Origin of the sequence: Azoarcus taiwanensis (assembly GCF_012910885.1) — a bacterium.
GTDB lineage: Bacteria > Pseudomonadota > Gammaproteobacteria > Burkholderiales > Rhodocyclaceae > Azoarcus_F > Azoarcus_F taiwanensis.
Genome location: NZ_WTVM01000003.1, coordinates 33,713 through 47,919, shown reverse-complemented (window position 1 = coordinate 47,919; position 14,207 = coordinate 33,713). Strand labels below are relative to the sequence as shown.

The 14,207-nt window shown below is 62.2% G+C and carries 14 protein-coding genes; all 14 read left to right on the top strand.

The features are described 5' to 3' along the window. Nucleotides 1-6: 6 nt before the first annotated feature. The 14 genes from rpmH (at nucleotide 7) to trkA (ending at nucleotide 14,178) form a co-directional block, all read left to right on the top strand. Nucleotides 7-141 (top strand): 50S ribosomal protein L34, encoded by a 135-nt coding sequence (gene rpmH / locus GPA21_RS00980; protein ID WP_002926183.1) that lies wholly within the window; start codon nucleotides 7-9, stop codon nucleotides 139-141. Beyond that, nucleotides 142-513 carry a ribonuclease P protein component gene (gene rnpA, locus GPA21_RS00975; protein WP_168986340.1) on the top strand — a complete coding sequence of 124 codons (372 nt, stop codon included), beginning with the start codon at nucleotides 142-144 and terminating at the stop codon, nucleotides 511-513. Beyond that, nucleotides 510-743 carry a membrane protein insertion efficiency factor YidD gene (gene yidD / locus GPA21_RS00970; protein WP_211163358.1) on the top strand — a complete coding sequence of 78 codons (234 nt, stop codon included), beginning with the start codon at nucleotides 510-512 and terminating at the stop codon, nucleotides 741-743. The genes rnpA and yidD overlap by 4 nt, the downstream gene beginning before the upstream one ends. Nucleotides 744-747: 4 nt before the next feature. Then, nucleotides 748-2,403 carry a membrane protein insertase YidC gene (gene yidC, locus GPA21_RS00965; RefSeq protein WP_168986339.1) on the top strand — a complete coding sequence of 552 codons (1,656 nt, stop codon included), beginning with the start codon at nucleotides 748-750 and terminating at the stop codon, nucleotides 2,401-2,403. Continuing rightward, complete coding sequence (gene mnmE / locus GPA21_RS00960; protein ID WP_168986338.1) at nucleotides 2,387-3,739, top strand: tRNA uridine-5-carboxymethylaminomethyl(34) synthesis GTPase MnmE; 1,353 nt, start codon at nucleotides 2,387-2,389, stop codon at nucleotides 3,737-3,739. Before yidC ends, mnmE begins: the two co-directional genes overlap by 17 nt. A 242-nt stretch (nucleotides 3,740-3,981) precedes the next feature. Beyond that, nucleotides 3,982-4,764 carry a TSUP family transporter gene (locus GPA21_RS00955; RefSeq protein ID WP_168986366.1) on the top strand — a complete coding sequence of 261 codons (783 nt, stop codon included), beginning with the start codon at nucleotides 3,982-3,984 and terminating at the stop codon, nucleotides 4,762-4,764. 554 nt (nucleotides 4,765-5,318) lie between these two features. Next, a complete protein-coding gene (speD, locus tag GPA21_RS00950; RefSeq protein WP_168986337.1) occupies nucleotides 5,319-5,705 on the top strand; it encodes an adenosylmethionine decarboxylase in 387 nt (128 codons plus the stop codon). 14 nt (nucleotides 5,706-5,719) lie between these two features. Continuing rightward, nucleotides 5,720-6,592 carry a polyamine aminopropyltransferase gene (gene speE / locus GPA21_RS00945; protein ID WP_168986336.1) on the top strand — a complete coding sequence of 291 codons (873 nt, stop codon included), beginning with the start codon at nucleotides 5,720-5,722 and terminating at the stop codon, nucleotides 6,590-6,592. Between the two features lie 100 nt (nucleotides 6,593-6,692). Next, nucleotides 6,693-8,009, top strand: coding sequence for a 16S rRNA (cytosine(967)-C(5))-methyltransferase RsmB (gene rsmB, locus GPA21_RS00940; protein WP_168986335.1), 1,317 nt, complete (start codon nucleotides 6,693-6,695; stop codon nucleotides 8,007-8,009). Beyond that, nucleotides 7,969-8,571 carry a DUF4390 domain-containing protein gene (locus GPA21_RS00935; protein ID WP_168986334.1) on the top strand — a complete coding sequence of 201 codons (603 nt, stop codon included), beginning with the start codon at nucleotides 7,969-7,971 and terminating at the stop codon, nucleotides 8,569-8,571. The genes rsmB and GPA21_RS00935 overlap by 41 nt, the downstream gene beginning before the upstream one ends. Then, complete coding sequence (locus GPA21_RS00930) at nucleotides 8,568-10,697, top strand: sensor histidine kinase (protein ID WP_168986333.1); 2,130 nt, start codon at nucleotides 8,568-8,570, stop codon at nucleotides 10,695-10,697. Before GPA21_RS00935 ends, GPA21_RS00930 begins: the two co-directional genes overlap by 4 nt. A gap of 18 nt (nucleotides 10,698-10,715) precedes the next feature. Then, a complete protein-coding gene (locus tag GPA21_RS00925; RefSeq protein WP_168986332.1) occupies nucleotides 10,716-11,963 on the top strand; it encodes a sigma-54-dependent transcriptional regulator in 1,248 nt (415 codons plus the stop codon). 4 nt (nucleotides 11,964-11,967) lie between these two features. Next, a complete protein-coding gene (locus tag GPA21_RS00920) occupies nucleotides 11,968-12,666 on the top strand; it encodes a hypothetical protein (RefSeq protein ID WP_168986331.1) in 699 nt (232 codons plus the stop codon). A gap of 108 nt (nucleotides 12,667-12,774) precedes the next feature. After that, nucleotides 12,775-14,178 carry a Trk system potassium transporter TrkA gene (trkA, locus tag GPA21_RS00915; RefSeq protein ID WP_168986330.1) on the top strand — a complete coding sequence of 468 codons (1,404 nt, stop codon included), beginning with the start codon at nucleotides 12,775-12,777 and terminating at the stop codon, nucleotides 14,176-14,178. Nucleotides 14,179-14,207 lie beyond the last annotated feature (29 nt).

The window sequence follows — 14,207 nt, the reverse complement described above, 5'->3', positions numbered from 1 at the left end:
ACCAAAATGAAACGCACCTATCAGCCTTCCGTCGTTCGTCGCAAGCGTACCCATGGTTTTCTGGTTCGCATGAAGACTCGTGGTGGTCGTGCCGTGATTCGCGCACGTCGCGCCAAGGGCCGTCACCGTCTCGCCGTCTAAGTGATCCGCCCGCCGGGTGCCGACCAACGGTTCATCGGCGCTTACAGATTACAAAAAACGGATGAGTTTTCATCCGTTTTTGCTTTTCGGCGCGCACTCAAGGGACGGTGGCTAATCGTGCATTACCGACCCAACGAGCTCGATACCGCGCGTCTGGGTGTGGTGGTGGCTAAGCGATTCGCAAGGCAGGCGAGCCAGCGCAGCCTGGTCAAGCGTATCGTGCGGGAACAGTTCCGTCGCCGCCGTGCCACGCTGCCGGCGTTTGATCTGGTTGTGCGCCTGAATGCACCGATCGTGGGTGCGACGCGGGCGATGATCAACGACGACATGGCGCAATTGCTCGATCGACTCCAAGGCCGATCCGAAAAATGATCAAGTCCCTGCTTCTCGGTCTGATAGGCTTGTACCGCTACGGCATCAGTCCGATGCTCGGGCGGAACTGCCGCTTCCACCCGAGTTGCTCGGAGTATGCGATGGACGCGATCCGCGCTCATGGTGCCTTGCGTGGCACCTGGCTCGCGCTGAAGCGGGTCGGTCGTTGTCACCCTTTTAATCCCGGCGGGTACGACCCCGTTCCCGAGCCGCATCAGCACAAGAAATAGACCGATGGATCAGCGCCGAATCATTCTCTTCCTGATTTTCTCGTTTGCCCTGGTGATGCTGTGGGACGCCTGGCTCAAGGACCAGCGGCCGCCCCCGAGCGAACCCGTCGCGACTGCAGCCGACGGTAGGGCGATTGATCCCAGTCTGCCTACGCCAAGTGCCGGACTCGTTGGAGATCCGACGATACCGGGCGCGAGCGCTGTGGCGCCGGCGACGGCCGAGCGGGTCATTGTTCGCACCGATATGGTGGTCGCAGAGATTTCGTCGCAAGGCGGAGAGATCGTGCGTCTCGAGCTCACGGAACATGCCGCGAGCGAGGACCGCAGCGCCAACTTCCTGCTCTTCGACGACGGTCAGCGTCACCTGTACTCGGCGCAATCGGGCCTGATTGGTGACGGCTTGCCAAACCACCGGACCATTTATTACGTCGACGCCGGCGAACATGTTCTGCAGCCGGGCCAGGACAAGCTGACCGTGCGGCTGGTAGCGCCGGAAGAGAACGGGGTGGAGGTCACCAAGCTGATGACTTTCCACCGCGGCAGCTACGTCATCGACATCGATTACGAGATCGTGAACCGCAGTGAATTGCCGGTGGCCGGACATGCTTATTTCCAGTTTGCGCGTGACGGCCAGCCTGCCGAGGCGGTGCAACTGTTCGGGGTGCGTACCTTTACAGGTCCGGCCTTCTTTACCGACGCGGACAAGTTTCAGAAGGTGCAGTTCGACGACATCGAGCGAGGTCGGGCGAAGTTCACCAACCGGGCGAACGATGGCTGGGCGGCGATGGTTCAGCACTACTTCGTTGGTGCCTGGCTCCCCGAGGGCAATATCCAACGTGAGTTCTTTGCACGCCACGTCGGCCCGGACCTGTTCACGGCTGGTTTGATCCTGCCGGTCGCGGCGATCGCTCCGGAACAGGTTGGCACTATCGGGACGCGTTTGTACGCAGGCCCGCAGGAGCAGGATCACCTCTCCGGCATCGCGGAAGGCCTGGGGCTGGTCGTCGATTACGGCTGGCTCACCGTCATCGCGCAGCCGCTGTTCTGGGTCCTGTCGTGGTTCCATAGCCTTACCGGAAACTGGGGCTGGTCGATCATCCTGGTCACCGTGGTGATCAAGCTGGTCTTCTTCCCATTGTCGGCAGCGAGCTACAAGTCGATGGCCAAGATGAGGGTGCTCGGTCCGCGCATGCAGCGGCTCAAAGAGCTCTATGGCAACGACAAGCAGCGCATGCAGCAGGAGGTCATGGACATGTACCGGAAGGAGAAGATCAACCCGCTGGGTGGGTGTCTTCCGATCCTGGTACAAATCCCTGTCTTCATTGCGCTCTACTGGGTGCTGCTGGGCAGTGTCGAGGTTCGTCATGCACCGTGGCTGGGCTGGATCCAGGATCTGTCTGCAAAAGATCCTTACTTCATCCTGCCGATCATCATGGGTGCTTCCATGTTGGTGCAGATGAAGCTCAACCCGACGCCGCCGGATCCGATCCAGGCCAAGATCATGATGGCCTTGCCGGTGGTATTCACGTTCATGTTCATGTGGTTCCCGTCCGGCCTGGTGCTTTACTGGGTGGTTAACAACATCCTGTCGATCGCCCAGCAGTGGCAGATCACCCGGATGATCGAGAGCGCGAAGAAAACCGGTGCGAAGACAGACTGATGTGATTGCGGCGGTTGCCACGGCCCCTGGCCGTGGCGGCGTCGGGATCGTCCGGGTTTCCGGACCATCGCTGGCGGATTTTGCTGAAGCGCTATCCGGGCGCACACCCAAACCCCGCCATGCGGGGTTTGTTCGTTTTCGGGCGGAAAACGGGGAGACCATAGACGAGGGCATCCTGCTCTACTTCCCCGCGCCGGCTTCGTTCACCGGTGAGGATGTGCTGGAGCTGCAGGGCCATGGCGGGCCGGTGGTGATGCAGTTGTTGCTTGCTCGCTGTCTCGAGCTGGGCGCGCGGCATGCGGAGCCCGGGGAGTTCTCGCGTCGTGGGTTCCTCAATGGGCGGATGGATCTGGCGCAGGCCGAAGCGGTCGCGGACCTCATCGAGGCATCGACTGCGGCGGCTGCGCGATCGGCGGTACGTTCGCTGACGGGCAAGTTCTCGGATCAGATCAATCGACTGAAGGACGAGCTGATCGACTTGCGCATGTTGGTGGAGGCGACGCTGGACTTCCCCGAAGAGGAGATCGATTTTCTGGAGCGCTCGCGTGCGTTCGAGCGCCTGGCGAAGGTGAGTGAAGGACTCCGTGAGGTGCTTGCGGGCGCGCAACAAGGAAGGTTGCTGCGTGACGGAATGCGGGTCGTGCTGGTTGGCCGACCGAATGTCGGCAAATCGAGTTTGCTCAATGCGCTGACCGGAGACGAAAGCGCCATCGTGACCGAGATCGCCGGCACCACACGTGACACAGTGAGGGAGACCATCCAGGTTCACGGTATTCCGGTGCACATTGTGGATACGGCGGGTTTGCGCGAATCGGTAGCGGACGAAGTGGAGCGGATCGGAATCGAGCGAACCTGGTCCGAGATCGGCAGGGCCGATGTGATTCTCCGGCTGGTGGAGGCGGGGCGCGACGGTTCCGAGGCGGAGGCTGAAGCCGGTATCGATGCCCGCATCGACGTGGCCATTCCGCGCGTGATCGTGGTGAACAAGATCGATCTCGCGGGCTTGGGTCCTGCCAGGGAGGCCTTCGACGGAGGTGTGAGAATACTTCTGTCAGCGCGCAAGGGCGAGGGGGTGGACCTGCTGCGCGATGAACTCGCAAGGATTGCGGGGTGGCGGAGCGGAGCGGAGGATGTGCCACTTGCCCGTGAGCGGCACGTGCATGCTTTGCAGATGACTCTGGAGCATGTCGAACGAGCGGAGCTGAGGCTCGACGCGCTCGAGCTTTTTGCAGAAGAGCTGAGGCTTGCGCACGAATCGCTGGGCGAGATTACGGGGGAGTTCACTCCTGATGATCTGCTTGGAGTGATCTTCTCGCGTTTCTGTATTGGCAAGTAGCGCGTGAGAACAGGTGTGTTTCACGTGGAACAAATGGAGTCGGGAGGGCGCCACGCTCCTCGCGCGCTCGCGTTACAAGAAAACCCCCCGTGGCCGGTGTTGGTTTGGGCAGATGCGCTCTGCAAAGAGCGTCCACGTAAAGGCGCTCAGGGTTTCAAAGGTCAAGCCGGACATGCACAAGCATGCGCAAGACGGCTGGCAGCGCAAGGCAACGCCAGCCCACGATAGCGGGTTGCGACATCATGCTTCTTGATAACCTAGACACGCTGTTCCTCCTGCTTGGTCTGGCCGCGTTCATGGCAGGCTTTGTGGACGCAGTCGTCGGTGGCGGCGGGCTGGTGCAGATACCGGCCTTGTTTGCGGCCTATCCGACCACGCTGCCGGCGACCTTGTTCGGCACCAACAAGCTTTCAAGTATCGTTGGCACCTTCAGTGCGGCCATCCAGTACGCGCGCCGAATCCCGATTGTGTGGACCATCGCGCTTCCTTCAGCGCTGGCGGCGCTGGTGGGGTCGTGGTTCGGTGCCAAGGCCGTCGTGTATCTCCCCGCTGAGTTCATTCGTCCGGTCGTGTTGCTCCTTCTGGTCGCGGTTGCGATATATACGTTCGCGCGCAAGGATTTCGGCAAGCATGCGGGGGTGCGACCTGCTCGCAACCGCGAGATGTTCCTGGGAGCAACCATCGGCGTCGTGGTGGGCTTCTACGACGGATTCTTCGGGCCGGGAACCGGTAGTTTCCTGATCTTTCTGTTTGTGCGATTCATCGGTCTCGACTTTCTCTCGGCGTCTGCTGTGGCGAAGATCGTGAACGTCGCGACGAATCTGGCTGCCTTGCTTGTATTCAGCGTGAGCGTGGAAATTCTGTGGAAGCTGGGTGTCGTGATGGCCTGCTGCAATCTTGCAGGAGCCCTGCTTGGATCGCGACTCGCGCTTAAACACGGCGCGGTCTTCGTCAGACACATGTTTCTATTCGTGGTCATTCTGTTGATTGGCAAGCTCGGGTATGACCTCGTTGTGGGGGTTTGACGAGGCTGTGGTGTGTAGTCGGTCAATGGCGCCTGCGCGTGAGTTCGTCCCGGGATGATGCGCACAGAGGGTTGATCGCGCCCCCCTGTAAGCTCCCGGCGCTATCGGGCAGTGGCTTCCGCGCGGATTCTGTGTAGGGGCGTGCGTTCGGGGCGAGTGCGCAGAGTTGTGCGGGACATGTGCGCGCTCAATCGCTTTTGCGCAGGCCCACCGCTCAACAGCGCGCGCCAGGCATGGGGCGGTGGGGTGGTGATGTTGGGATCCGGTGGGGGTGCGTGAAGCTGTGGATTTGCGCCGACTACGGGATGCGAAACCTCCGGCAACGTTGGGTCAATGCGCATGGCGCTTGTGCTGCGCGACGTGATGGAAGTCGCCGGGCACACTCTTACGTGTCTGCGCTCGAGCCCGAAGTGTTTCACGTGAAACCGCGAGTCGCAAAAGTGGGTGCCGATTCATGCTGCCACAGCATCTTTGAGCAAATGTTGCAGCCTGCGGTTGCGTGCCGCGCCATGTTAAACTGCTCGTTTTTCCTGTAGTTGGATGGAAGGGATAACATGAATGGACTTCATCTGATTGCAGATATCTACCGCTGCAAGTGCCCGCCCGACATGCTCCTCGATCGCGCGGTACTTGAGGATATCTGTGTGAGGGGTTGCGCGGATGCCGGACTCACTCCGCTCGGCGCCTACTTTTATCAGTTTACCCATGACGACGGCCAACAGGCCGGCGTGACCGGTACCGTGGTTCTTGCGGAGTCCCATCTCGCTATCCATACTTGGCCGGAAACCGGCGATGTCACCCTTGACGTTTACGTGTGCAACTTTTCGCGCGACAACAGTGACCGCGCACGTGCGGTGTTCAACCGGATCATTGGTTTGCTCGAGCCCGAAGAGTCGGTCTGTCATGACGTGATTCGCGGGCGCATTCCTGCGGAGGTCTGAAGGTGGCGGAGCAGATGCAGCTTCCACCGCAGAATGCCTTGTTCGAGGCGCTGTCCGAAGATGCCGGCTTCTTCGTAAAGGCAGGTCGTCTGATCGAGTCCGGGCAGTCGGAGTATCAGGCTTACGAGGTGTGGGATACCCCACAGTACGGCAAGCTCTTCCGCCTTGACGGCTTCTTCATGACTTCGGAACGGGACGAGTTCTTCTATCACGAAAACTTGATCCACGTACCCTGTATAGCCCACCCCGCACCTCGCCGGGCCTTGATCATCGGTGGCGGCGATGGCGGCTCGGCGGAGGAGCTGTTCAAGTATTCGACCATGGAACGAGTGGTCCTCGTCGAGCTCGACGGCAAGGTTATCGACCTTGCGCGAGAGCATTTCGAGTCGGTTCATCGCGGTTCCCTGGACGATCCGCGTCTCGAACTTCGTGTCGAAGACGGATTGCGCTACGTTCGTGAAGTCGCTCCCGCAAACGGTGAGCGATTCGACCTGATCGTGCTCGACCTGACCGACCCGATCGGTCCGGCCGAGGCCTTGTACACCAGCCGCTTTTTCGACGAATGCAAGGCCTTGCTCAGCGAGCAGGGCGCGATGACGCTGCACATCGGGGCACCGATCTTCCAGCCGGAGCGCCTGAGGCAACTGGTGGACAACCTGCGGGCGGTCTTCAACAAGGTTTCGCCGTATTTCATGTACATCCCCCTCTACGGCAGTCAGTGGGGCATGGCGGTCGCCTCCGACAAGCTCGACCCGAGGGCATTGGCCGCCGGCGAGGTCGACCAGCGCATTGCAGCCCGCGCGATTGACCATTTGCAGTACTACAATGGCGATGTTCATGTCGCACAGTTCGCCTTGCCGAATTATCTGCGCAGATTGCTGGCCTGAGGCGATCGCCCCAACTTCGGGGTCCTGACCACGCCGAGCGGCTGCTACCACCGCTTACGCCCGCTGTCATTTCGCGGGCGTAAGCTTTTCAGGATCCAGAATGTCCGATCGACGGCGTAGCCACCCCACCAACCGCTTGCCACAGGACAGCCTCGCCTACGCAATCCTCGAGGCGTCGAGACTTGTCGAGAAGGTGCTCGGCGGTCAGAATCTGACCGACGCTTTCGAGCACGCGCGGCATCACGCCCGACCGCTCTGGCCGGATGCCGTCCGGGGTGCGATCCGCGATCTCGCGTGGCGAGCCTTGCGTGACTATGGACGCGGTGATCTCGTGCTTGCCCAGTTGCTCAGCAAACCGCTGCCCGACAGTGTCCGGGCCGTTCTTCTTGTCGCCCTGCAGCGCCTCGAAACACGCCCAGACCAATCCCACACCGTTGTCGATCAGGCGGTTGAGGCCGTCGCAGTCGTTGCCCCCGGTCTAAAGGGGGTGGTCAATGGTGTGCTGCGCAATGCCTTGCGGCAGGCTGCCCGCCTGGCGGAGCTCATCGAGCGCGATCCGGTCAGCCACTACCGCCATCCGTCATGGTGGATCGATCGTGTTCGCCGCAGCTTTCCGGATGATTGGGAGGGTGTGCTCGAGGCCGCCAATCAGCCCCCGCCGATGAGTCTGAGGGTCAACCTGCGCCGTACGACGGTCGACTACGCGTTGGCGGCCTTGCGTGAGGATGGTTTCGCTGTGCGCCGCCTCGCAAACGACGCCTTGTTGCTTGAGCAGCCTGTGCCGGTTACGGCTTTGCCCGGCTTTGCCGAGGGCAGGCTCTCGGTGCAGGACGCAGGGGCGCAATGGGCGGCTCGTTGGCTGGACCCACACGCCGGCCAGCGCGTACTCGATGCCTGTGCCGCCCCGGGCGGCAAGAGCGCTCATCTCCTGGAGTACGCCGACGTCGACTTGCTGTCGCTCGAAATCGACCCCGTCCGCGCTGAGCGGATCGACCGCAACTTCGCCCGCCTCGGTCTCCGCGGCGAAACGCGGATAGGCGATGCCAGAGAACCGAATGACTGGTGGGATGGTCGACCTTTCGACTGTATTCTTGCCGATGTGCCCTGCAGTGCGTCCGGCGTGGTGCGACGCCATCCGGACATCAAATGGCTGCGCCGCGAGAAGGATATCCGTGGCTTTGTAGCGCAACAAGCCGCTATTCTGGATTCATTGTGGAGAACGCTCGCCCCGGGTGGCAGAATGTTGTACGTGACCTGCTCGCTGTTCGATGACGAAAACCGCGTGCAGGTGTCGCAGTTTCTGGCCCGCCATCCGGATGCCAAGCGTATCCAGATAGATGGTGCCGATGATCGCCAACTCCTTCCGACCGCCGAGAATGACGGCTTCTACTACGCCCTGCTGCGCAAGTCCGATTGAGTCGCTCCGCGGCTGGCTGCTCGCGTTGTGCCTTCTCCTGACGCCGCTGATCGCCCACGCCGAGGCTGACGAAAATGTCGTCCGCTATGCCGAGATCGTTCAGGGCGACGACGGTTATGTTGTCAACGCCGATATCGATCTCGACCTCGGTCCTCGCCTGACCGAAGCCTTGCTGCGCGGGGTTTCATTGCATTTCGTACTCGAGTTCGAGCTCGAGCGCGGACGCTGGTACTGGTTCGACCGACAGATCGCCGCCCGCAGCATCCATTATCGTCTGTCCTATCACGCGATCACGCGCAGCTATCGTCTCTCCGTCGGTGGCCTTCATCAGACCTTCGATTCCCTCGACGGCGCGTTGCGTGCCATGCAGCGTATCCGGAACTGGCATATCGTCGAGCTTGACGAGCTGGAAGCCGGGGTTTCGTACAACGCGGCGTTACGCATGCGTCATGACACCAGCAGGTTGCCGCGGCCTTTCCAGGTCACCGCGATCGGAAACCGAGACTGGAGCGTGGGAACAGACTGGCTGCGCTGGACCTTTCTGGCCGGAACCACACGATGAGGCGTGTCGTCGTCATCGTTGCGGCAGCGCTCGCAGCGATCTCCTTGTTCCTGCTCGCCTCGGCGAGCGCCAACACCGACCTGTTCGCCGGCGCCTATCCTTTTCTGCTCGCACTGAACGGTGCTGTTGGCGTGGCCTTGGCCGCCCTCGTCGCAGTGCAGTTACGCAAGCTTTGGCGCGAGTACCGCACCCGCCAGTTCGGCTCACGCCTCAAGTACCGTCTGTTGTTGATGTTTGCACTGATGGCCATCGGGCCGGGTCTGCTGCTGTATACGGTGTCCATGCAGTTCGTCGTGCGCAGCATCGACTCGTGGTTCGATGTCCGCGTCGAGCGTGCGCTCGAAGGCGGGGTTGCGCTCGGTCAGAACGCGCTCGACTACCTGGTCACCCAGATCAGCGACAAGGCCAGGGATATCGCGCTCGAACTCGATGCCGAGGCGCAGCTGAATTCAATGCAGCTCAACCGCCTGCGCGAGCAGGCCGCGGTAGCCACCCTCACCCTGGTGGGCGCAAACGCTCAGCTGATCGCGACCGTTTCGGATGGTGTCGGTACCCTGCTCCCCGACCTGCCCACGCCAGCCCAGATGCGGCAGGCGCGCCAAAGCCAGCGCTATCATCTGGTTGAAACCCGCCCCGGTGACGGTTTGCTGATCCGCGTCGTGGTGCCGGTGCCGTCCGCTTCGTTGTTTGCCGAACCTTCGTATCTGCAGCTCACGCAGCCGGTTCCGGAGGCCTTCGCGCGCAATGTCGAGGTGGTTCAGGAGGCGCACCGCGAGTATCAGCAACTGGTGCTCGGCCGTACCGGTCTGTCGCGGATCTACTCGGTTACCTTGACACTTGCTCTGTTGTTGTCCCTCCTCGCGGCAGTGGCCATTGCATTCGTGCTGACCCGGCGGCTTGCGGCACCCCTGCTGATTCTCGCCGAGGGCACGCAGGCGGTCGCGCAAGGTGACTTCAGCCCTCGCAAGGCGCTGCCGGCGCGCGACGAACTCGGTGTGCTTACGCAATCTTTCAACCAGATGACCCGTCAGCTCCAGGAGGCCCGCGCTCAGGCCGAGAAGAACCGTGCCGCGGTCGAAGGTGCTCGCGCCTACCTCGAGAGTGTGCTTGCCAACCTCTCGGCGGGTGTGCTGGCCTTTGGCGAGGACGGCAGATTGCGCGCCGCCAATCGCGGAGCGATGGACATCCTCAGGGACGATCTCGCGAACTTCGAGGACTACACGCTCGCTGAATGGCCGCGACACGAGGACTTCCGGGATTTTCTGCTTGCCCGTATCGACGCGGCTGAATCCGACTGGCATGAGCAGTTCGAGATCGCGCGCAAGGACAGTGCGCCTCAAGCCCTCCTCGTGCATGGTACGCGCCTGCCGGAGAGTACCGGGGGCGGCATCGTGGTGGTCTTCGACGACATCTCCAGCCTGGTCATGGCGCAGCGCACGGCCGCGTGGGCAGAGGTGGCCCGACGTCTGGCGCACGAAATCAAGAATCCGCTTACGCCCATTCAGCTTTCGGCTGAGCGTCTAGCCTACAAACTCGCCGGGCGCCTGGACGAGGAAGGACTGGCGGTGCTGGAGCGGGCAACGACGACGATCGTCAATCAGGTCGAGGCGATGAAGAATCTGGTGAATGCCTTCCGCGACTACGCGCGCCTGCCGAATCCGACCTTCGGCCGGGTGGATGTGAATGCGCTGATCACCGAAGTGCTCGGTCTGTACGAGAGCTCGCCGATCCGAATCGTCACCGATCTGGATGGCGGCTTGCCCGAGGTTGTCGGGGATCCGGCACAGATCCGCCAGATCATTCATAATCTCGTCCAGAATGCGGAAGACGCGCTCGCCGATACACCTGCAGGTGTCTTGTCGGTAGGGACGCGCAGTGACGGAGACAGGATCGCGATTGAAATGCGCGACAATGGGCCAGGATTTCCGGCCGAGCTGCTCGCTCGCGCCTTCGAGCCCTACTTCACCACCAAGGCTCGCGGCACCGGGCTCGGACTGGCGATCGTCAAGAAGATCGTTGACGAGCATGGCGGCGAGGTTCGTCTGCGCAACTTGGACGAAGGGGGGGCGGAGATCCGCATCCGTCTCAGAGCGGCCGATGAGACCAACGGCCATAAGCGGGACTGAAGTAATCAGGTTGGATTGATGGCGAAGATTCTTATCGTTGATGACGAAGCCGGCATCCGGGAATTGCTCTCGGAGATTCTGGGCGACGAAGGGCATGATGTCGCTCTGGCCGAAAATGCAGCCGAGGCCCGGGCCTGGCGCAACGCACGGCGCCCCGATCTCGTTTTGCTGGATATCTGGATGCCCGATACCGACGGCATTACCCTCCTCAAGGAGTGGTCCGCAAACGGCCAACTCACGATGCCGGTCGTGATGATGTCGGGTCACGGCACCATCGACACCGCCGTCGAGGCGACCCGTATCGGCGCGATCGACTACCTCGAGAAACCAATCGCGCTGCAAAAGCTGCTTGCGGCAGTCAAGCGCAGCCTGCAAAAACCCAGCACCGTCGGACGCAGCGCACAGCTCACGCTTGCGGCATTTCCCCGTTCCGCGCCGCTGTCGGATCTGCGTCGTCGACTGCAACAGATCGCGCAAAAGTCACGCATCGTCTTGCTCCGTGCCGGCCCGGGGAGTCTGGCCGAGCTCGCCGCGCGCAGCATCAAGCCCGATGCGCCGGGCTGGCTCGATCTGGGTTCGGTAAGCCAGCCCCTGGACATCAAGCAGCTGCAAACGGTGCAGGGCGGTGTGGTTTTCGTCGCCGAGCTTCAGCGGCTCGGTCGCACGCAGCAGAAGAACCTGGCGTTCACGATCGAACGCCTCGAACGCTTCCACCTTCACCTTGTCGCGGTCACGGAGCATGCCGCCGATGCCTTGTTGGACGAGGGTTGGGACGAGTCGTTGGTTCACCGGCTGTACGAGGTGAATCTGGCTCCTCCGACGCTCGAGGAGGTCAAGGACGATCTTCCGGAGATGGCCGCCCAGGTTCTGCTGCATCTAGTCGAGGCTGGCGAGGTGCCGCGCCGTCGGCTGTCGACCGCAGCTCTGAACCTGTTGCGCACGCATCCATGGCCAGGCGGTTTTGGTGAACTGCGCTCGGCGGTGAGGTCTCTCGCGCTGGGAACGCTCGATGAAGAGATCGGCGTTGATGATGTGCGGCGCGTGTTGCCGCAGCCGGTGCAGGAGAGTCACTGTGCGGTGTCCTTCGATCAGCCCCTGCGCGACGCACGCGAGGCTTTCGAGCGACTGTACTTCGAGCATCACATCGGGATTGAAGGCAACAACATGACCCGTATCGCCGAGAAGTGCGGGCTCGAGCGCACCCATCTGTACCGAAAGCTCAAGCAGCTTGGGGTGCAGGTCGGACGTCGAAACGAGGAAAGCTGAGCGCATGACTCCGGCCGAACTCGTCGCAGCGCTCGACGATCACGGTCTCCTGCCCCTGGGGCACTTTTCGCCGGACGAAGACGAGGCGCTTCCGGCGATCGCCGAGGACATGCCGGCAGCTTCGCTGGTCCTGATCGGCCATGTCGGCTCCTCGCACTGGAGCAGGTTCACCGCGTCCCCCGAGTATCTCGACGGTCAGCCCGATCCGCTGGACCGCTGGAGTGGTCGTATCGGCGACAGCCTCGCGGCCCGTGCGGGCGGTCGCGCACTCTACCCGTTCGAGGGTCCACCGTTTCACCCCTTCCAGCGCTGGGCGATGCGTGCCCGCGCGCTGCATTCTTCGCCGCTCGGCATCCTCATCGATGCCGAGTTTGGTCTGTGGCAGGCCTTTCGCTTCGCGTTGCTGCTTCCCGAGCCTGTCGGCGAGGCGACAGTTTCAGTCGTCACCTCCGCGCCGTGTGACGAGTGCGTGGGTCAACCGTGTCTTGCCGCCTGTCCTGTTGGCGCCACCACACCGGCGGGTTTTGACCATCACGCCTGTGCGGACCATCTGCTGTCACACGAGCACAGCGCCTGCCGGACCAGGGTTTGCGTCGCGCGGGCGGCCTGCCCTGTGGCGCCGCAGTGGCGATATCAGTCGTCGCATGCCCGCTTCCACATTGACGCCTTCGTCGGCGGACTGTTGCGGCGCGGAGACCGATGAGCCGGCCAGCCTGGCCGCAATGGTGTGCTGCGTCGCAGCAAACAATTGCGCCGGGCTGGTTTGTCGCGCGTACAATGACGACTTTTCGGCTTCCGTGAAGGCGAGACCGTGAAGATCATCATTCTGGGCGCCGGCCAGGTCGGCGCCTCGGTCGCTGAAAGCCTCGCCTCCGAGGCGAACGACATCACCCTGGTCGATACCAGCGCCGAGTATCTCGAACTGCTGCGTGACAGGCTCGAGGTCCGCACCGTGTGCGGCAACGCTGCGTCGCCCTATGTGCTGCAGGACGCCGGCGCCGAGGATGCCGATCTCCTGATCGCGGTAACCCAGTCGGATCAGACCAATCTGTGCGCCTGCAAGGTCGCCAAAACCCTCTTCAACCTCCCGACCCGTATCGCGCGCCTGCGCTCCGGCGATTTCGTCGATTACCCCGAGCTGCTCAACGCGGACAACTTCGCGGTGGATTTCTCGATCTGCCCGGAGCAGATCGTCACCGATCACATTCAGCGCCTGATCTCCTTCCCGGAGGCACTGCAGGTGCTGGATTTTGCCGACGGTGTGCTCAGTCTCATCGGCGTACGCGCCTTCGAGGGCGGGCCGCTGGTCGGTCATCCGCTCAAGGCCATCCGCTATCACCTGCCCAACGTGGAAGTGCGTATCGCAGCGATCTACCGCAACGGCGAAGCCATCATCCCCGAGGGCGACACCACGATCCTTGCCGGCGACGAGGTTTTCTGTCTTGCCGCGACGGTGCATATCCGGCAAGTCATGCGTGAGATGCGGCGCATCGATCGTCCGATGCGGCGCATCATCATCGCGGGCGGCGGCAACATCGGCTTTCGTCTTGCACGCTCCATCGAGCACGACCACAACGTCAAGCTCGTCGAACTGCAGCCGCAACGCACCGAGTTTCTCGCCACCCACCTGAACCGGGCACTGGTGCTGAAGGGCGATTCGACTGACGAAAAACTTCTCGAGAACGAGGGCATCGACGAGACCGATCTTTTCGTGGCGCTGACCAACAACGAGGAAGACAACATCATGTCGGCCTCGCTTGCCAAGCGCATGGGCGCGCGGCGCACACTGGCGTTGATCAACCGCAAGTCCTATGTCGACCTCGTGCAGGGCGGACCGATCGACATCGCGGTGTCGCCGGCACAGATCTCGATCGGTACGCTGCTCGCACACGTGCGCAGGGGCGACGTGGTGGCGGTACACAGCCTGCGGCGCGGTGCTGCGGAGGCGCTCGAGATCGTCGCGCACGGCAGCGAGAAGGAATCCAAGGTGGTCGGAAAGGCGATCGAACACATCGCCCTGCCCAAGGGCGCGACGATCGGCGCCATCGTGCGTCAGATACGACGCGAGGACGGCAGCATCGCCCGGCATCAGGTCATCATGGCCCACCATGACACGGTGATCCAATCCGAGGACCACGTGATCGTCTTCTGCACCCACAAGCGTCTTGTCCGTCAGGTCGAGAAGCTGTTCCAGGTCGGGTTCACCTTCCTGTGAGCGGGAGCCACTGCGACGCCCTGAACGGA

Excerpts from the sequence above, each read along its gene's own strand:
- speE (WP_168986336.1), top strand. The coding sequence starts at position 5,720 with ATGCAGCTTCCACCGCAGAATGCCTTGTTCGAGGCGCTGTCCGAAGAT.
- GPA21_RS00935 (WP_168986334.1), top strand. The coding sequence starts at position 7,969 with ATGACGGCTTCTACTACGCCCTGCTGCGCAAGTCCGATTGAGTCGCTC.
- speD (WP_168986337.1), top strand. The coding sequence starts at position 5,319 with ATGAATGGACTTCATCTGATTGCAGATATCTACCGCTGCAAGTGCCCG.
- GPA21_RS00925 (WP_168986332.1), top strand. The coding sequence starts at position 10,716 with ATGGCGAAGATTCTTATCGTTGATGACGAAGCCGGCATCCGGGAATTG.
- GPA21_RS00930 (WP_168986333.1), top strand. The coding sequence starts at position 8,568 with ATGAGGCGTGTCGTCGTCATCGTTGCGGCAGCGCTCGCAGCGATCTCC.
- yidC (WP_168986339.1), top strand. The coding sequence starts at position 748 with ATGGATCAGCGCCGAATCATTCTCTTCCTGATTTTCTCGTTTGCCCTG.
- GPA21_RS00920 (WP_168986331.1), top strand. The coding sequence starts at position 11,968 with ATGACTCCGGCCGAACTCGTCGCAGCGCTCGACGATCACGGTCTCCTG.
- GPA21_RS00955 (WP_168986366.1), top strand. The coding sequence starts at position 3,982 with ATGCTTCTTGATAACCTAGACACGCTGTTCCTCCTGCTTGGTCTGGCC.
- yidD (WP_211163358.1), top strand. The coding sequence starts at position 510 with ATGATCAAGTCCCTGCTTCTCGGTCTGATAGGCTTGTACCGCTACGGC.
- rpmH (WP_002926183.1), top strand. The coding sequence starts at position 7 with ATGAAACGCACCTATCAGCCTTCCGTCGTTCGTCGCAAGCGTACCCAT.
- rsmB (WP_168986335.1), top strand. The coding sequence starts at position 6,693 with ATGTCCGATCGACGGCGTAGCCACCCCACCAACCGCTTGCCACAGGAC.